We start from the raw sequence: 17,097 nt of genomic DNA, 5'->3' as shown, positions 1-17,097 counted from the left end.
CGGGACCGGACAGTGTCCGGTCCCCGCCGCGGTGCCATCAAGCGGCGTCGAGGGCTTCGGTGATCTTGCGGGTCATCTCGGTCATGGTGGGGCTGGGCTTGTCCTGGTGGGTCTGGGCGGCGTCGATGGCGACGAGGACGGTGCTGCGGAAGTTGTCGGCCTCGGCCGGAGCTTGCTCGGTGAGCAGGTTCATGGCTGCGGTCAGGGCGGGTAAGACATGGTCGGCGAGTTCGGCTACGGACTTGCCGTCCAGTTTCACGCCTTTCGACTTATCGGAGAGCACGTGCCCGACCAGGCCGGTCGCGGAGTGCAGGGCGATGCTGCCGTTGGTGGCGATCTTGTGTGGCTTGGCGCCGGCGGCAGCCAGCAGTGACACGGCGCCGTACGCGGCGGTCCGCAGGGTGAGCATGTCTTGGTCCGAGAGGGTGCTGGTCATGGTGTGCTCCTTGGAATCTGTTGTGGTGGAAGTTGTTTGAATGAACTGATGGTGGACGGTCGGTCAGGTCATCAGCGGCTCACGCGGTCGAGGGCGGCGACATCGTGTACGGCCTCGGCGATGGCGCGGAAATCCTTGCGCAGGAGCGCACCGTGGTTGCTGGCGACTTTCGCGCTGATTTCGATGTTCGAGTTGCGAGCGGTCACCGCTTCGAGGCCGGTGCGGATCTGTTCTTGCTCATCACCTTTGCTTCCAAAGGACGTCCCCGAAGCAACCACGTACCGCACCGGCACGGTGATGCTGTCCAGCACGGGGCCCAGCTCGCGCTCGCGGGAGATCCTGCCGATCTCGATGTTGCTGTTCGCCTGCTGTTCGGCACTCATCCGCGGGGTCAGGCCAGTCGGGCGCAGCAGCGGCAGGACCCAGTTCAACCGCCGAAACAGCTTGCGGATTCGCTGCTCCATGGCCTCGTCGAGCCAGTCGTAGGGGAACGCGCCGTCGACCAAGACCGCGCCAATGGCACGGTCCGGATTCCGGCCGGCCCAGTGCGCCCCGACGAACGCCCCGTAGGACCAGCCGACGAGCAGCGGTCGGTCCACCTCCCTGGCCGCGAGAATGGCATCGACATCGCGCACACATGTGGCGAAGGAATAGTCGGCCGACTTCTTCGATTTGCCGCGGGCCCGCTCGTCGTAGGTGATGTGTCGAAAGCCGGGACCGAGCTCGGCGATGACTCTCTTCCAGTACCCCTGTGTGGCGAACTGGCCATTGAGGTAGACCACGGGGATGCCGGGACCGCCGGTGTCGGTGACGGCCAGCTCCGTGTCGTCGACAGTGACCATGCCGGTCCAGATCGGGTTGGTCGGGTGGTTCGTGGTGGTTGTCATGGGGACTACTGTCGCCACCCCCGCTGATACCGATCTGATCCCGACCTGACACGTCCACTGACACGGTGTTCAACGTCGCGCGCGGGGCGGGATCCGTGTCGAGTGTTTGTGGTGCGCCGGTATTTCCTGGCCGAGTTTTGGGGCGTCTATCGTGGGGTTATGGGCGTTATGGGCGAGCTGTTTCCGGGACAGAAGCTGGGCGATGAGGGTGGCGAGGATAGTGACGGGCAGGGGCATCAGCCTCGGTTCGACATTGATCTCGACACTGGCGTCGCGAGGTTGCCGAGGTCTGCGGTTCAGCAGCCCGAGGACGGGACTGTCGAGTAGTTGGTGACACGTACGGATCATCGAATCCTGTTCCGGCGCTCGATGATCCGTACGGTCGACTCCGTGCGGACCGGCGGGTATTCTCCTTCCGGACGGATCGGCCGGGAGGGGCATCGTTGACATCGCCGATTTCCGATTCTCTCGGCTGGGCGATCATCGGCTACGTCACGATCATCGGCATGGGCAGGCTGCTCTTCACCAGGGACGCGATCTTCGACCAGCTGATCAACCGGACGTTGCTGTGGGGTCTGGCCGGCCTGGTGTTATATCGATGCACGCCTGCGCTGAGCATCGGCAGTGTGACGAACCTGCTTGCGCTGGGGTGCAGCAGCATGGTCATCATGCATCTTTACGGCCTCGCCCGGTTGTGGGAATCAGGTGCAGACCAGGCGGCGACCTGGCGGCGTCAGCGGATCTACTCCGCGGTCGCCACGGTTTCGACGGTGCTGACACTGCTCGCCGGTCCATCCGCAGGAAGTGCTGGGCGGCTCGTCGAGCAGAACCTGAACTGGGCCGGGCTGGTCGTCTGGACCGCACACGGTGCTCCCCTGATGGCAACAACGCTGGTGTACACCCGGTTGTGCATTCGAGAACTCCGCCTGGAGAACCCGAGACCGGCTGCGAGGGCGTTGTTTTCGCTGATGTTGCTGTCCTTCGTGCCCATCTATGCGGATCTTGTGCTCCTGGTGGGCGAAATGGGCTTCGGGTGGGAGCTGGGCTATCCGCATATCGTTCGGTCGGAAATCGCCTTCACCTTCGCTGCCGTGCTCGCCACTACGCTCGTCGCCGGCCCGATGGTCGGGCACCTGATGGAATACGCCGGCCTGGATCGGGATGGACGACTCTGCCGCCGCTTGCGTCCTCTGTGGCGGGACGTCACCGCGGCAGTGCCGGAGATAGTGATGTTCCCCGCCGTCGACGGGTTGACCCGACGCGATACCACCGCCCGTCTGCTGCGAATGACTGTCGAGATACGTGACGCGATTCTGCAGCTCGGCCCGTATCTGCCGATGCATTCCGCTTCGCGAGCGGAACACGATGGATTCGATCGGGAGCTCGAGGTATTCGCCCGCCGACTGGCAGATGCGGTCGGCGCGCGGAAGGCCGGGCTTCCGCCGACGACCTCGACGCCCGCGCGACAAACAGTCCTGACCGCGCGGGATTTCGACACTGAACTCCGGCAATTGCTGGACTTGGCCAGCGTCTGGCCGACTGCCCGCGCGTCCGCGCGGGCAGCACCGTTTTCGGCCCGTGGCGAACCGGGTTGCGCCACTATATGACCGAAAGCTCCGATCATTATCGGCAACGGCATCCCGTACTTTCCGGCGCTCGCCCAACCCCTCGACCTGCGCCCGTCCGAGTCCCGAATTTCGAGTTCCCGCGTCATCTGCCTTCGCTACCAGCGCGCGCTGAGGCCAAGGCGTTGCCGCACCACCGCTCGGTGTGACTGCCAGGATGGTTCCATGGTTGACCGTGGGAATCGTGTAGGACCGGACTCGAACAGCGTGTTCGACTACGACGCTGAGCTACGCCGTTATCGGCAGCGGCTGAGCGACGCCATCGACGTGGCACCCGAGGACAACGTCCTCGACATCGGTTGCGGCGCCGGGCAGACCACCCGTGATGCTGCCCGGATCGCGATCCGGGGTAGCGCGCTAGGCGTTGACGCATCGTCGGTAATGGTGGCGCATGCTCGCCGCTTCGGTGCGGCCGATGGACTCCACAATGTGCGTTTCGAGCAGGCGGATGCCCAGGTCCATCCGTTCCCACCAGCGCATTTCACTGTCGGGATCAGTCGGTTCGGCACGATGTTCTTCGCCGATCCGGTCCAGGCATTCACCAACATAGGGCGCGCGTTGCTGCCCGGGGCAAGGCTGGTGCAACTGGTCTGGCAGGACGGTAGTCGACAGGAGTGGGTGGCCGCGATACACCGTGCACTCGTGGGCGGTGCCCCGCCGGCCCCAGCTGCGGGCGACGGCGCGTTCTCCCTGGCCGATCCGGCCACGGTGGACGGCGTTCTCACCACGGCCGGGTTTACCGACGTACGCGTCACCGACGTGTCCGAGCCCGTCTATTACGGCGCGGACCCTGACGCCGCCGTTGACGCGGTGCCCGTGTTGCACATGGCCAGCGATCTACTCGCACAGCTCGATGCCGACGAGACCGAGCGGGCGCTCGAACGGTTGCGCATGGTGATGGCCGCGCACAGCACAACCGACGGCGTGTGGTTCGACTCGCGCGCCTGGCTGGTAACGGCGCGCCGCTCTCGAACGTGAGCTGACCCTCTGGAGATCATCGGGCTCGAGGTGCGGTCGGCAGAGCGCCGAGCGCCCCACAGTAGGCGGCAACGCTCAGGGTGCCACTCCATAGCAAGTGGCGATCGCGGCGGCTCGGTCGCGCAGAGAGGTGCGTAACCATTGCGGGGCAAGGGCTTCCGCGTTCGTGGCGAGTTGCCATAGTGCCCATTCGGCATGTCTCGGATCTTGGAAGGTCACTTCCAGGCGCAGCCAGCCGTCTGCGTCGGCCGCTTCGGCGCGTACGGCCAGCGCGGTGCCCACCAGTTCCTCCCGCCGTGCCGGGTTCACCCGTACCAGCACGGTGACTTGGTCGCCGCCGGTCCGAAACTGCGTGCTTCGTTCCTGCCAGGCCCGGTCCAGATCCACTCGGTCCGGTCGCTGTGCGGGTTCGGGAAGTTCCTCGGCGGCCAAGATCCGAGACAGCCTGTAGGTGCGGTCCGCACCACACCTCGTGGCCAGCAGGTAGCCCTGGCCACGTACGGTGACCAGGCCGATCGGGTCCACCGTTCGCCACTTCGGGGTCTGGTCGACAGCCGCGTAGTGGATGCGCAGCTTATGTCCGGCGAGCACCGCGCGCCGGACCTCGGCCACTATGGTGTCACTCTCCTGCTCAATGACCAGTCGGCGCGAGAGGAGGTCGATCTCCGGCTCGATGAGCAATCGCTCGGCCGCGTCGGCCGCGGTGGCCCGATAGCCTTCGGGTAGCGCGTCAACCACCTTGCGCATGGCCGAAGCGAGCGCCGAGCCGAGGCCGAATGCTTGCGCGCCGCGCCGTGATCCGGCGACCAGCAGCGCGAGCGCTTCGTCGTGATTCAGCCCGGTGAGCTCGGTCTGGAAACCGGGCAACAATGCGAACCCACCGTGGCGGCCGCGTTCGGCGTAGACCGGGACACCGGCCGTGGACAGCGCTTCGATGTCGCGCAGCACGGTGCGGGTGGACACCTCCAGCTCACGAGCCAGCGTGTCCGCGGACAGCCGACCGTGCTGGCGCAGCAGCAGCACCAGCGAGACCAGCCGGTCAGCTCGCATTCGAAAATTATGTCAGCAATATACGACATAAGGTGTCGTATATTGCGCGAGAAGCTGACCGGTATGACAAAGAAGCTGGCTGCCGAGCCGATGGACGTACGCACTCTCGATGAATCGACCGGACCCGATGGGGCAATGGAACGGGTGACGGTCAACCCGTGGCCGTGGTCAGTGGAGATGGGGTACAGCCAGGGCGAGATCGTCTCCGGGCACACCCGGACGCTGTACTGCTCCGGGCAGACCGCGATGAGCGGCGAGGGCAAGCCTCAGCATTTCGGTGACATGGCCGCGCAGGTGGCGCTGAGCGTCGACAACCTGGAGGCCATTCTCGGCGAGGCCGGGATGTCCCTCGCGAACCTCGTCCGGCTCAACGTCTACACCACCGACGTCGATCTGCTTTTCCAGCACTACGGCGTGCTGGCGTCGCGGTTGGGTGCCGCCGGGGTGGCACCGACCACCACGATGCTCGGGGTGACACGGCTGGCCATTCCCGGCCTGATGGTCGAGCTCGAAGGGACCGCTGTCGCGTGATGCGACAATTCGACCTCGGCGCGCTCGTGGCCGAGCTTCCGAGCAACTCGGCGACCGCCCTCTTCTGTGTCGAGCGCGATCCGGAGGCCTGCCACCGCTCGCTCGTGGCCGCGCGCCTGCACGGCCTGCCAGTAACGAACCTCCGCCCGAGCTGAGCCATGCCCATCACCGGCGTTCGTGGAGTGACTGGTGGGCCTCCAGGGTTCCCTTACGGAACTCAAAGATGCTACGGTCCTCAGCGTCTCTTCAAGAAACGTAGGAAGGCATCCGATGGGATACGTACAGCGCTTCGACCACGTCGGCATCACCGTTGCCGATATCGACACCGTGACAGCGTTCTTCGTCGGCCTCGGCCTGGAGGCCGATCAGAAGATGGCCGTCGAAGGCGAGTTCCTGGACACGGTGATCGGCATGACCGGTGCTGCCACCGAGATCGTCATGCTCCGATCACCCGGCGGCGCAACGACGCTGGAGCTTTCGAGCTTCGTACGGCCGGACCACCTCCCGGGTTCGCCGCCCGCGCCGGCCAATGAACTGGGTCTGCGCAATGTCGCCTTCGAGGTGCAGGACCTGCATGCCGCGGTCGACCACGTCGCCGCCGACGGCTACGGCCTGGTGGGAGGCATCGGCGAGTACGAGGGCGTGTGGCGGATGGCCTACGTCCGCGGGCCCGAAGGAATCATCGTCTCCTTGGCCGAGCGCATCCAGAATTGAGGAAACACCATGATCGCGGAGATCATGGCCCGAGACCCCTGCGTGCGAGCCGGGATGATGCGCTGCGAGGTACACCCGTGCCACGGCTTTCCCGGAGACGCCCTCCCCGTACGAACAGGTTGAGATCCCTTTACCAGCGGTCTTCTTCGGCTTCGCGGAGGCGTTGGGTGACGCGGTCGATCCAGTCGGAGAAATGGGTGGTGAGGTCGTTGGGGGTGGTGGGGCGGACGGTGATGTGCTGGCCGCGGAATTCGGTGTACCGGCCGTCGTCGGTGAGGTCGTGCCATTGCACGGTGTTCAGTGGATCGGTGAGTTTGTTGACCGGGCCGGTGTAGAGGAGTGCGGAGCCGCCGCCGTCGGCGGGCCGGTGTAGGAGGCGCTGGTAGCGGTCGCGGGGGGTGTTGCGGGTGACGCTTTGGAGGTGGCCGTTGGGGCGGCCGTAGAGGTCGTCGGGGTGGAAGGTGGCCGGTTGTTGTGCGCCTGGTTTGCATGGCGGGAGGGCGCTGGCCAGCTGCGCGGTGAGATGATCGACGGGGAACATGCGGCAGCGAATGGGGCCGTCGGAGGCGCCGAAAGTGGCTTGCGCCAGTGACATTGCTTGGTGGTCGTTGCGTGCGCCGACGACCCGGTACACGCGGACTCCGCCCTTGGGGTTCTTGTGCTGGGTTGTGCCGCCGAAGATTTCGATGCGCATGGTCGAGGTGGTCAAAGTGTGCAGCGCGAGGCGGATCTCGTCGAGTTCGTCGCGGGAGTAGCGCTCGCGCACGGTGACTCGGTGCGCGTCGAAGTCGTCTCGGTAGGGAAAGCGACTGGTGAAGCGGAGTGGATTGGGGAATCGGTCGTTTGCGGGGCTGAACCATAGCGCGGCGAAATCGTCGGGCTCCCAAGTCCATTCAGCCATTTCGAGAATCCAATCGATCGTGCGAAGTGAGTTCGTGAGGAGTGCGCGCCCGGCAAGTCAGGAGCGATGCTCCGGTTTGATCGGGGTCGTAAGGGGTCCTGGTGGAGGGGAATTCCGGTAATTCGACGGCGGCCCCGCGCTGGGATCGACACAGGCCACACGGCGCCGCGCGGCAAATTGCCGCGCAGGCCGCGCGCGATGTCCCGCCGAATCACCCACTCGCGCAGTCGGTCAGGTGCGGGCGGGTGGCGGCGGGGGCGCGGGGTCCGCGCCGATCACGCCGCCGGGGACGGTAGGCGCGATTTCGCCGATCAATTCCGCCGTGTTTTCGGCGTTGATGAGGTAGTCCGGCGTCTGGTGGGTGCCTTCCTCATCGCCCTTCCCCTTGCCCGCACCCGAGCCCATGCCGCCCATTCCCGGCATGCCGCCGGTGCCTCCGGGTTTACCTGCGGCGGCCGCTGCTGGATTGGTGCCGGTTGGTGCGCCGGGCGTGCCGGGAACACTATGGCCGGGGTTAGGAGAGCCGGACGGTGTGCCGCTGCCGCCGGGGGAGCCGAGCCCGCTCGGGGTGCCGCTGGGGGTGGTCGGGCTGCCGAGTTTGGACGGGTCGAGCGCGGTGGGGTTGGTCGGAGTACTGCTCGGGTCCGTCGAGGTCGGATTGGTCTTGGAGGGATCCGTGGATGTCGAGTCGTCAGTCGACTCTTCCTCGGTCTTCGTCTCCTCCGGGTTCTCGGTCGTTTCCTTCGGATCCTCAGTTGTGCTGGGGCTATTGGGGTTTCCCGAACCGGTGGGCTTCGTGCTGCCCGGGTCGTCGCCTTTGGGTTTGGTCGGTTCCGAGATGTCCAGGGGGTTGGTGGGGTTGAGTCCGGTGGGCAGTACCGGGACCTGCTTGTCGAACGCGGCGAACTTGTTCACGTAGTTTTCGAGCATGGCTTGCCGAGCGCCTGCGGTTGCCTCGTTCGTGGTTTTTTCTTCCTCGGAGGCACGGGGCGGCCACACGTTCGCAGTCCAGGAATGATGGTTGGCCTCGGGGATCCCGGTGGCGACGCTACGGATCGCCTCGGCGGCGGCCTGCATGTCGTTGGACATTTGGGTGATCAGCGGGGTGAGAGTCCCGGCGTCCGTGGTGTACCGGGTGATCGCATCTTTGGCCTTATCCGCGGCCGAGCCTTCCCATGCCTCGGCGATCGAGGCTTTGACCGAACGGGAGAAGGTCTCCAGTCCCTGATCCCATTGGGTGGCGACGTTGGAGTACTTCATGGCCGCGTCGTGGGCGTCTTTGGGGTCTAGCGGTTGGAACGCATCCTCGATTTGGCCGCGGTCCCAATGAAATACGTTCTCCCCCTGCGGGGGGATCTGAGTGCCCTCAGTGCCGGTCATCGTATCGCCCCTTCCCTACAGTCCTGGCCAGGAGAAGATCTTCGGCGTAGCAGGCGCCTGCTGCGGGAGGCTCGACTCCAGGTTCTGGTATTTGGTGGCCTGATCGGTGTCGACGCTGGTAATTCGTTCGCGGACCGTGCGGAACAGGGTCTGGAAGTCTTCGACGATCTTGTAGTGGGACTCCATTACGGCATAGACGCTGTTCTGCGAACCCTGGGACTTCTCACGCCAGCGCTTGACCATCGTCTTGCCGGAGATCAGATCCCGGCCTCCCTGTGGGGCGAATTTTTCGCCAAGACCCCATTTGTCCTGGTTGGAGATCTCGGTCATCTGAGACTGGATGTCTCGGATCTGTTCCTTGAAGTATTGGCAGTCGCGATCGAGGTAGACGAACTTTTCGAGGTCCATACGTACCGTAAGCCGACCTTCACGGGCCTCGGTGATCAGGTTCGCCAATGGACTCGGTTGAGTTTTTTCGTCGGTGGCCATGCGGGGTCCCCTCCCGTTCGGTCTGTACAGCAGTGATCAGGCAGTCGCTGGCAGGCTGGGTACAACCTTCTCGGCCAAGCCCCGTGCGAGCACACACGAGTCGGTGCTGCCAGTGTCACGATTCGACGGCGGATTGTTGAGATTGATCTCGAGGCTTCCGCCCTTCATCTCAATATCGACGGTGCATGCCTCTTTGATGAAGGGGCCGTCGAACTGGCGCGTTGAGATTGCCCGCCTTCCGCCGACGGAGAATTCGCTGGCCTCAGGGAAGTTGCGGCTGCGAACGAGGTCAATGGTGAGATTCGTTGTCCGGATGCTCGTTCCGTAGCCGTCCGGCCGTATGTAGGCGCACCCCCGCCATTTGACACCGGCGCTCGTATCGTCGTTGGAGACGCGGGTTTGGCGCAGCTTCTCTGAAGCCAGCACGCTTTGCGGAACGTCTTTGCATGGGTCGTAGCTGCGCGGCGCATCAGCAGCAAGTGAAGGTTCTGCGCTTGTAGCGGTCGCTGGCGTGGCGTCTCCACCGGTCGATGACCCACAGCCGGACACCAACACAGCGCCGATCGCGAACGCGGCACCGAGCAGCGTGGTTCCCCTGCTGGTCATTTAGTTCCTCCCGGTCGCCGGCCGTCGATGACATCGATGCAGGGTCGGCCCGGCTCCCCGCCCCCTATTCAGCTGGATCGACCGTACCGGCCGGTCAATCAGCGTGCAACCGTACCCGGATGGTTCCGAAGAAGTAGCAGACGCGCGTTGCGGACGCGATGACCCGGATGCCTTGCTAATGCGCAGAGTGCCCGATGGGTTGCACAGGGATGGGATGCCGGATTGCGAACTTCGGCCTGGTGGAGGCGCTATCGTCATGCCGCCGCCACCCAATTGCGTGGGCTTGTCCGCCAAGGATGGAGGCAGCAGACGCCGCTGGCCGCCGGTTAGACGGACGTCCTCACCCTGTATCCCGCCGCCGACTTTGTCAAACGATCGTGATTGAGATGTTCCGTCATGAAAGCTGTTGTGCGTGAACTGACTTCGCGTTCGGGCTCCATGCTGGAATCCTCATGACGGAGAACGCGGACGCCTACGGTGGCGTGTGTTCTCGCGCATCGGGATGAGGCGGAACGGCTAGCATGATCTGCGTGGATGCCGTCGCACTGCTCGGTGCGCCTAACCTGAGCAGGGCGCGATCTATCATTTGCCTGTCTTCCTTGGTTTGTGTTGTAGCACTCCGGCTTTCCTCGCCGCCGATGCGAGAGTCATTGGCAGCGCACACCGTTGCAACACTTGGGATCGCAGGCTGTTCTATCGCGGTTGTGTCGTTGTCGGCGGTACTCGCGATGCGGTCGCGGGCTGCTCGGGCCGTGTCGGTGTGTGTTGACGTGTTCGTTGCGTTGTCGTGCACGTTGCAAGTCGCAAAGGTTTATTTCGCCGCCGTCGGCCATCGAGATTTGATTTTCGATAACCACGTTCTGATGAATCCCCTTGGGGCACTTGTTTATTCAATATCCCGCCTGTATTGACCTACACGGCAGATATCGTGCCAACCATCACGCTGTCACCAAACCGAAAAGCCCTGTGATTGTTCCCCATTTACGCATTTCCCCGTGTGTAGATATGGCGAGGAAAACTATTTGAGGTGGAACCGACTGTGCCGCAAGCGAATCCCCCCGAGAAGACTGCACCCTTACGGCCGCCACATTATCACGCCGGTCAGTCGGCCGCTGGCTACGCCGGTGAATTTCGACGTAACTCATCCCTGAACTCCGACGTCGGTTCGCACTGCGGCCCTACGCCTCGCCTCCGGACGGATCGAGATGACTTTTCCTTCTTGATCACCCGCCACGAAGTCGTCTGTAACTGTTGGGTCCGCGCCGGACGACGACCAGGACTACGACTCACTTGTCATGGAAGCGTGCGAGGTGCTCGCCGAGACTGACTGCGCGTTCACCATTCGAGGTTTCGGCACCGACGACTGACCGGTGGACCTTGACGTACACCAGCATTCGGATCAGGCGTTTCACGCCGGGATGCGCGATCGGCGGGGCTACCCTCGCCGGCCGAAACGTTGGAGAACTACGGCACAGCGGTTCGCGCGGAGTCCGAATACGATTCGAGCCCATCGCGAACTCGACTTCTGTCGCCTATGCGCAGCAGCCAGTCGCTTCCGGACCCCGCGGACGATGGGCGCATCGTGGCCGAATACCCGCACCAGGACAGGGAGCAACCACTCGTATAGGTCGATTGCCTCGGCGATCTGCCCCACTGCGTGGTAGGTGTAGGCGAGGTCGTGGCGGGTGGCCAGGGTATCGGGGTGCTCGGCGCCCAGAATTCGCTCCTGGTCTGGCAGCAACCGCTCATACAGGCCGATCGCCTCGACCCCCCTCCCCGCGGACTCGTAGGCGCCGGCGAGGTTGTGGCGGGTCATCAAGGTGTTGGGGTGCTCGGCGCCCAGAATCCGTTTGTGGTCGGGCAGTAGCCGCTCGTACAGGTCGATCGCCTCGGCCACCCGTCCCGCCTCCTGGTTGGCGTAGGCGAGGTTCGCGCGGGTGGCCAAGGTGTCCGGGTGCTCGGCGCCCAGAATCCGCTCCCGGTCGGGCAGCAGCCGCTCGTACAGGCCGATCGCCTCGGGCGCTCGCGCCGCAGATACGCAGGCGAAGGCGAGGTTGTGGCGGGTGGTCAAGGTGTCGGGGTGCTCGGCGCCCAGAATCCGCTCCCGGTCGGGTAGCAGCCGCTGGTATAGATCGATCGCCTCGGCCCCGCGCCCAGCCCACGCATGGGAGTCGGCGAGGCTGGCGCGGGTGGCCAAGGTGTCGGGGTGCTCGGCACCTAGAATCCGCTCCTGGTCGGGTAGCAGACTCTCCAAGAGGCCGATGGCTTCGACGACTCGCTCCGCCGACCGGTAGGCGTAGGCGAGGCGGGCGCGGATGGCCAAGGTGTCGCGGTGTTCGGCGCCCAGAATCCGCTCTTGGTCGGGCAGTAATCGCTCGTACAGGTCGATCGCCTCGGCCACTCGCCCCGCCGCCTGGTAGGTGTAGGCGAGGTTGGCGCGGGTGGTCGAGGTGTCGCGGTGTTCGGCGCCCAGAATCCGCTCTTGGTCGGGCAGTAATCGCTCGTACAGGTCGATCGCCTCGGTCACCCGTCCCGCTGACTGAAGGGCGTAGGCATATGCGAGGTCGGCGCGGGTGATCAAGGTGTGAGGTTGCTCGGTGCCGAGCTGAGTTTCGGTGTCGAGGAGTGTTCGGCGGGTGTAGTCGATTCCCCGGGGGAGATCGGCAGCCCCGACCAATTGAATGCCGGCCCAGATTCGGGTCTCTAACAAGCGCGCGCTGTTGTCCGGGTCGTGATCGGCGAATCTGGTGGTGGTGATGGCCTCGATGTGCTCGATGAGTTGGTTGCCCAGAGTCCGGCGTTGCCATGCCTGGCTATGGTCGAACAGGTGCGGCTCGATCGCGTCGATAGCGTTACCCGCCAACCGGGTTCGGGCTCGGTCGGTGTCGGCGCGGTCACGCAGCACCCGGGCGATGAGCCGGTGCATCACCACGGTGGTGTCATCGGCGGACCAGGCCAGCAGCGAACCCCGCACGCACCGGGCGATCGCCTCATCACGCCGCCCGGCGTAGTCGGGCAACAGATCGCGTGGCACACCGGTCGCGGACAGCATCGCCACCACGTCCAAGAGGTCGGTGACCGCGGTGTCGAGTTCGGGGTCGCCGGTGGGTGTTCGGGTGGTCTGGATCGAGAGCAGGATCGCCTTGTCCACTACCCACCGGTGCGGTTCGCCGCTGCGGCGGGTGAACACGCGCGGCAACGGTCCGGCGAGTAACTCCCGGTACCGGGAGTAGTCCAGACGGCGCGCGGTGATGGTGGCCGCGGCTTGGGTCAACGCCAACGGCAGATCCCCTACCTCCGCGGCGATTCCGTCGGCGCCTGCGTCATCGGGTGGACTGCGATGGTGGGCTGTTGCCTCGTGCAGGAACCGCACCGATACCGGCCGCTCGTACACCTCCAGGTCCACCTCCGCGCCCAGGGTGGTGAAGTCCTGGTCGGTGCTGGTGATCACCACCCGTGTGCCGCCATGGTTCGGGACGAACTCCGCGACACGATCGGGGTCGACAGCGTTGTCGAACACCAGCAAACCCAGTCCCGCACGGCCGTTCAGGTGATCCCGCAACCGGGTTGCGGACCGGTGCGAATCACCGTCGGGGTCCTCGACTCCGAGATGGGTGGCGATCGCGGTCAAACCCTCGAGCAGGGCGCCGGGGGTTTCGGCGTCGACCCACCCCACCAGCTCGAACTCGGGCATCGTCAGCGCGGCGCGTGCGTACGCGGCCGCCAATTGGGTTTTCCCGACTCCCCGCATTCCGGTCACCACTGCGGTGACGCGCGAGCCTGCGACCTGTCCGGCCAGCTCCCGGAATTGCTCACGCAACACGAAATGCTGTGGCAACGACGGGATCGCGCCCACCACCCTGCCCGCCGACACCACCGTCGAGGTCGCCGCCGCGAGAATCTGGGTGATATTCACCGTGATGTTCCCGCCCGCGGACACCCCGGCCAACCCCACCAGCCCCGACCACCCGCCAGCAGCGGCCGGTGCTGTGGCGGTGGTTCCCTGCGGTGCGCGCGCGCCCGGGCCGGGTGTTACCGGTGCGCGGCGGGAGGGTCCTGCGACTGAGCCTTGCCCGCTTTCACCGAGCCGATCTCGATATCCCCGTCGAACGTGCTACCGACCACCCGCACCCCGGTCCCGGTCGATTCGACTTTCCGGATCCGCAACGCCGCTGCGGATACTCGCTCCAGGTCAACCCCGACCGCCGCCCCGGCCGTCGCTTCGTGTGCGCGCACGGCCGCGAGCAACGCTTGCGCTGCGGCCAGTAATTCCTGATCGCCCTCGGCGCCCGCGCGCTGGAGATCCTCGGCCAGCACGGCGCGGCGGGCGGCCGAATCGGGTTGCTGTTCCACTGATTCCACGCCAACCGACCCGACACGACCCGATACCAAGGTCTTCAACTTCTCGTACGCATCGGCCACGGCCCGTTCGGCGGTACTGCTCAACCCCGCCACCGCACCCACCGCTACCGCCGCGGCCACCAACTCGGGCACCGACTCCAACACGAGAACCCCCTCCCAGTGCCCCCGCACCCCGGACCGGGCGAGGTCGACGATGTTACGACCGCCCGGATTCTACGCCGCAAACCTGGGCGCACCCCGCTGATTTCGAAACTGATCGAGTGCGCGCGGCGGCCGCTAAACTGCTGATCGAGTCGGCAGAGCTTCGCGTCGCGAGGGCATCAGCGCCCACCCCGCCTGGCTGCGTCGTTTTGCTGTCCCGTCGCAGGGAGGTGTTGCCGTGTCTGTTCATCGCGCCGTGCTGGTGGCAGCGATTCTGTGTGCGGTATCTGTGAGTGCGCCCGAGGGGCGGGCGCAGTCGCCCGGCGATGGCGGTGGGGGCTGCAAGCAGGGCAGCCTGATGACCGGCCGGTTGATTCCCGGCACCGGTAGTGCGGGGCAGAACATTCGGCGTTCGGCCACCCTGCGGGAGTGTGTCAGCTCGCTGCTCCCGGGTATCGACGCCGGACAGTTCAGCGTGACCATTCCGTGGAACGCGCCGGGTGCGCCGAGTGCGGCCGAGTTCGCGTGGTCGGATGGCAGCGTCAGCAGGGCGTCCGGGTTCGGCAACGGCTTGTGGTTGATCACCGACGGTCCGGCAACAGGTCATGGGATCCAGGTGGACGTCGCCGACACCTGGAACGGCTGGTACTACAGCTACGCCGATGTCACCGTCACCTCGGCGACTTTCCGATCCTGATACGGCGGGTAGGGCAGCTACCGCGTGGGCCGACGAACGTCGGTCTGTCCTCGGCGATCTCGGCTACGAAGTGAAATCCGGATGATTCACTGTGGCGGCGAAGGGCGTGCCGCGGTTTAGTCGGGCGCGAACGGGGAATGACGAGTCTGAGGTCGGCGCGACGTCGCGTCTGTGATTCTCGATCGGCCGAAAAGTGCTCGAGGCAAGGCTGATTCGGAAAAACGTCAGGCTTCTGGTCGATTGACCAGGGAGTTTTGGACGCCCGAGAATGTTGTGTCCTGGGTCTCCTTGGGACCCAAATCACGTTGACCGCAGATGTGCTCGGCCATAGCCTCATTAGCTGTTGGTGGTCGACGAAGATCATCTGCAAGTCGCTCTTACCAATTCGCTACAAGCGAAAACCAAAGATCCAAAAGGTCGAAATTCAATAATGGCTAGTTCAGCTTCAGGACAAATCGAATCCATTGCACCGCAGCGTTTCGAGCCTCGACCCACTTGGAAATGTTGGGCTATCGCGGCATTGAGCCTGCTGACTCTCGTACTACTTTTCCAGCCTTGGCTCACGGCGACGGGCCCGGCAGGCGACCTATCCTCCAACGCCTTCGGTCAGGTCGACAGCACCATCCCAGAGGTCGAAACTCTCGGGTACCAGGCCTCCAATCATGTTTCCATCAGCGGCGTCTGGGGCTGGTTGGCAGCCGTCGCCGCCCTGGTAGCCATGTTGGCGGCGATGCTGTACCTGGTCGTGCGTAGCGAAGCTTTGGCGTGCCTCATGGCCGCCGCCAGCGTGTTCACAGCGGTTTTCGTGCTGGCCACGCTGATCTATATGAACAGCAAAGCGCCGGGGCTGCGCGACATGACCAAGCACAATGACGCGGTGTCCGGCGGAATCGGCAACTTTCTGCGGAAGGTCTTCGGTGACGGCGAGGCCGCGAGCCCCGAGGCGGCACAACAGGTCGCCAGCGCTGCGCTGAAGTCTCCGGCACTGGTCGGCGTTATGGTCGCCGCGGCCGCGGCCCTCATCGCCATCGCCGAGCTGCGGAACTTGATCCGCAATGCCGTGGTTGTCGCACCGAATACCGAAGCCGCCTCCCGCGAACACGAGCTCGTTGAGCACGCGGAGCATGCGCAGGAGCAGGCCGTCGATCCCCATCACGGTGTATCGCTCGACGTTCTCGAGCTGGTCGGCCACACGGTGGCCGCCGACCTGATGGACGCCGTCGCGCAGCAGACATCCGCGGATCCGCTGGAGATCAAGATCGTCGTGACCGGCCATCAAGAGCGTGAAAAGCCGCGTGGCCTGCCGTGGGCGTGGGAGGTCGAATCGCGCGATGGCGTGAACTACGACAGCTCTCCGGGTCGCCGTGGCCGACGCCGGGAGTTCGAGCTGGTGTTGGCGAACGCGAACGACGTGAGCTGACCCGACAATGAGTGAGCTGGCGGTGTGTCCGAGGGGCGCGCCGCCAAAACTCAGTGACCGGTGAAGGTGCCTTCCAACCGGTTGCGTGATCCTGGATGAACCAGCCGAGCCGCGCTGACCAAACCGCGCGCCGACCAGGTTCGCCGACGAATCAACAGGCAGGGTTCGGCCCGCTTGATCCGAAGTAGCCGGCATTCATCCGCACTACCGAGGACCGCCTCGACAATGTGCTCCCCGCGTTCCAGAGGCGCGACTTCGCTCAGATAGTTATTCGGTGTTTTCACCGTGAAATCCTGGTCGAGATATCCGGGCGCTTCGTTCGGATCGACGTACCTGTCTTCGACCTGAATGGGCGTGTCGTCCTCGAAGTGCACCATCAGCGAGTGAAAGACCTTGCCGCGCATAAGATCCTGAATTACGGTGTTGGCCGCGCCGGCTTGTTCCTCGCGTACGTAGATCACCTCGGTGCGATGCCGATGCCCGCGCCGCTGGATCTCGTCGGCGATATTCTTCACCTCGAATAGCGGGGACGCGGTTTTCGGTGGGGCGACGAAGGTGCCGATGCCCATCATGCGCACGATCAGTCCGTCGGTGGCGAGCTCGCGCAGGGCGCGGTTGATAGTCATACGTGACAGGCCGAGTGTCGCGACGAGCTGGTTCTCCGAGGGCAGCTGATCGCCCTCGGTCCATCGGCCCGAGTTGATCTGTGCGACAACAAGATTCTTCACGCGCTCGTAGGCAGGAGCCGATTCGGTTCCCGCGTCGTTGTACAACGACGCAAGCTCTGCGTCGACGATCGCCACGATTCGAACCCCTATCCATTGACTGCACCGGTGATCATCCCATGTGATCGGCGCATGTTCGGCAGCGCTTGACACGA

The 17,097-nt window shown here is 64.7% G+C and carries 16 protein-coding genes; 6 read left to right on the top strand and 10 right to left on the bottom strand.

The genetic code is table 11. The features are described from left to right. Positions 1–37 precede the first annotated feature (37 nt). Together ACLMAJ_RS02660 and ACLMAJ_RS02655 are read right to left on the bottom strand one after the other, a co-directional pair. Positions 38–436 carry a hypothetical protein gene (locus ACLMAJ_RS02660; RefSeq protein WP_412011814.1) on the bottom strand — a complete coding sequence of 133 codons (399 nt, stop codon included), beginning with the start codon at positions 434–436 and terminating at the stop codon, positions 38–40. Between the two features lie 71 nt (positions 437–507). Next, the gene (locus ACLMAJ_RS02655) at positions 508–1,323 is read right to left on the bottom strand and encodes an alpha/beta fold hydrolase (RefSeq protein WP_412011813.1); all 816 of its coding nucleotides are present in this window, start codon (positions 1,321–1,323) and stop codon (positions 508–510) included. 443 nt (positions 1,324–1,766) lie between these two features. On the opposite strand from ACLMAJ_RS02655, the gene ACLMAJ_RS02650 reads away from it, so the two are divergent. Continuing rightward, positions 1,767–2,930 carry an MAB_1171c family putative transporter gene (locus ACLMAJ_RS02650; RefSeq protein ID WP_412011812.1) on the top strand — a complete coding sequence of 388 codons (1,164 nt, stop codon included), beginning with the start codon at positions 1,767–1,769 and terminating at the stop codon, positions 2,928–2,930. 183 nt (positions 2,931–3,113) lie between these two features. Then, on the top strand, positions 3,114–3,926 hold the full coding sequence (locus tag ACLMAJ_RS02645; protein WP_412011811.1) for a class I SAM-dependent methyltransferase: 813 nt from the start codon (positions 3,114–3,116) through the stop codon (positions 3,924–3,926). 75 nt (positions 3,927–4,001) lie between these two features. Here the strand turns inward: ACLMAJ_RS02645 and ACLMAJ_RS02640 are convergent, their stop codons facing one another. Beyond that, on the bottom strand, positions 4,002–4,976 hold the full coding sequence (locus ACLMAJ_RS02640) for a helix-turn-helix transcriptional regulator (protein ID WP_412011810.1): 975 nt from the start codon (positions 4,974–4,976) through the stop codon (positions 4,002–4,004). A 135-nt stretch (positions 4,977–5,111) separates the two neighbouring features. On the opposite strand from ACLMAJ_RS02640, the gene ACLMAJ_RS02635 reads away from it, so the two are divergent. Beyond that, positions 5,112–5,507 carry a RidA family protein gene (locus tag ACLMAJ_RS02635; RefSeq protein WP_412012027.1) on the top strand — a complete coding sequence of 132 codons (396 nt, stop codon included), beginning with the start codon at positions 5,112–5,114 and terminating at the stop codon, positions 5,505–5,507. A 270-nt stretch (positions 5,508–5,777) separates the two neighbouring features. Further along, positions 5,778–6,221, top strand: coding sequence for a VOC family protein (locus ACLMAJ_RS02630; RefSeq protein WP_412011809.1), 444 nt, complete (start codon positions 5,778–5,780; stop codon positions 6,219–6,221). Positions 6,222–6,351: 130 nt separating this feature from the next. On the opposite strand, the gene ACLMAJ_RS02625 is transcribed toward ACLMAJ_RS02630, so the two are convergent. From ACLMAJ_RS02625 to ACLMAJ_RS02600, 6 genes are all read right to left on the bottom strand, one after another. Next, positions 6,352–7,122, bottom strand: a complete 771-nt coding sequence (locus ACLMAJ_RS02625) for an ESX secretion-associated protein EspG (protein WP_412011808.1) — start codon at positions 7,120–7,122, stop codon at positions 6,352–6,354. 231 nt (positions 7,123–7,353) lie between these two features. Then, positions 7,354–8,502 carry a hypothetical protein gene (locus ACLMAJ_RS02620; protein WP_412011807.1) on the bottom strand — a complete coding sequence of 383 codons (1,149 nt, stop codon included), beginning with the start codon at positions 8,500–8,502 and terminating at the stop codon, positions 7,354–7,356. Between the two features lie 15 nt (positions 8,503–8,517). Further along, complete coding sequence (locus ACLMAJ_RS02615) at positions 8,518–8,991, bottom strand: hypothetical protein (protein WP_412011806.1); 474 nt, start codon at positions 8,989–8,991, stop codon at positions 8,518–8,520. A gap of 36 nt (positions 8,992–9,027) precedes the next feature. Further along, entirely contained in the window at positions 9,028–9,597 is a 570-nt protein-coding gene (locus ACLMAJ_RS02610; RefSeq protein WP_412011805.1) for a DUF3558 domain-containing protein, read from the bottom strand. A 1,435-nt stretch (positions 9,598–11,032) separates the two neighbouring features. Further along, a complete protein-coding gene (locus ACLMAJ_RS02605; RefSeq protein WP_412011804.1) occupies positions 11,033–13,513 on the bottom strand; it encodes a tetratricopeptide repeat protein in 2,481 nt (826 codons plus the stop codon). Between the two features lie 116 nt (positions 13,514–13,629). Further along, positions 13,630–14,103, bottom strand: a complete 474-nt coding sequence (locus ACLMAJ_RS02600) for a hypothetical protein (RefSeq protein WP_412011803.1) — start codon at positions 14,101–14,103, stop codon at positions 13,630–13,632. A 235-nt stretch (positions 14,104–14,338) separates the two neighbouring features. On the opposite strand from ACLMAJ_RS02600, the gene ACLMAJ_RS02595 reads away from it, so the two are divergent. Both ACLMAJ_RS02595 and ACLMAJ_RS02590 read left to right on the top strand, forming a co-directional pair. Beyond that, positions 14,339–14,797 (top strand): hypothetical protein, encoded by a 459-nt coding sequence (locus ACLMAJ_RS02595; RefSeq protein ID WP_412011802.1) that lies wholly within the window; start codon positions 14,339–14,341, stop codon positions 14,795–14,797. A 520-nt stretch (positions 14,798–15,317) separates the two neighbouring features. Next, a complete protein-coding gene (locus tag ACLMAJ_RS02590) occupies positions 15,318–16,217 on the top strand; it encodes a hypothetical protein (protein ID WP_412011801.1) in 900 nt (299 codons plus the stop codon). A gap of 50 nt (positions 16,218–16,267) precedes the next feature. Here the strand turns inward: ACLMAJ_RS02590 and hutC are convergent, their stop codons facing one another. Then, positions 16,268–17,020, bottom strand: coding sequence for a histidine utilization repressor (gene hutC, locus ACLMAJ_RS02585; RefSeq protein ID WP_412011800.1), 753 nt, complete (start codon positions 17,018–17,020; stop codon positions 16,268–16,270). Positions 17,021–17,097: the final 77 nt, after the last annotated feature.

Origin of the sequence: Nocardia arseniciresistens, from assembly GCF_046764875.1 — a bacterium.
Lineage (GTDB): Bacteria > Actinomycetota > Actinomycetes > Mycobacteriales > Mycobacteriaceae > Nocardia > Nocardia arseniciresistens.
Note: the sequence above shows the minus strand (reverse complement) of the source record. Positions and strands in the feature narration are given on the sequence as shown.

Coding starts and splice junctions, on each gene's coding strand:
- ACLMAJ_RS02620 (WP_412011807.1), bottom strand. CDS start 8,502: ATGACCGGCACTGAGGGCACTCAGATCCCCCCGCAGGGGGAGAACGTA.
- ACLMAJ_RS02630 (WP_412011809.1), top strand. CDS start 5,778: ATGGGATACGTACAGCGCTTCGACCACGTCGGCATCACCGTTGCCGAT.
- ACLMAJ_RS02625 (WP_412011808.1), bottom strand. CDS start 7,122: ATGGCTGAATGGACTTGGGAGCCCGACGATTTCGCCGCGCTATGGTTC.
- ACLMAJ_RS02645 (WP_412011811.1), top strand. CDS start 3,114: ATGGTTGACCGTGGGAATCGTGTAGGACCGGACTCGAACAGCGTGTTC.
- ACLMAJ_RS02655 (WP_412011813.1), bottom strand. CDS start 1,323: ATGACAACCACCACGAACCACCCGACCAACCCGATCTGGACCGGCATG.
- ACLMAJ_RS02640 (WP_412011810.1), bottom strand. CDS start 4,976: ATGCGAGCTGACCGGCTGGTCTCGCTGGTGCTGCTGCTGCGCCAGCAC.
- ACLMAJ_RS02635 (WP_412012027.1), top strand. CDS start 5,112: ATGGAACGGGTGACGGTCAACCCGTGGCCGTGGTCAGTGGAGATGGGG.
- ACLMAJ_RS02660 (WP_412011814.1), bottom strand. CDS start 436: ATGACCAGCACCCTCTCGGACCAAGACATGCTCACCCTGCGGACCGCC.
- ACLMAJ_RS02615 (WP_412011806.1), bottom strand. CDS start 8,991: ATGGCCACCGACGAAAAAACTCAACCGAGTCCATTGGCGAACCTGATC.
- ACLMAJ_RS02610 (WP_412011805.1), bottom strand. CDS start 9,597: ATGACCAGCAGGGGAACCACGCTGCTCGGTGCCGCGTTCGCGATCGGC.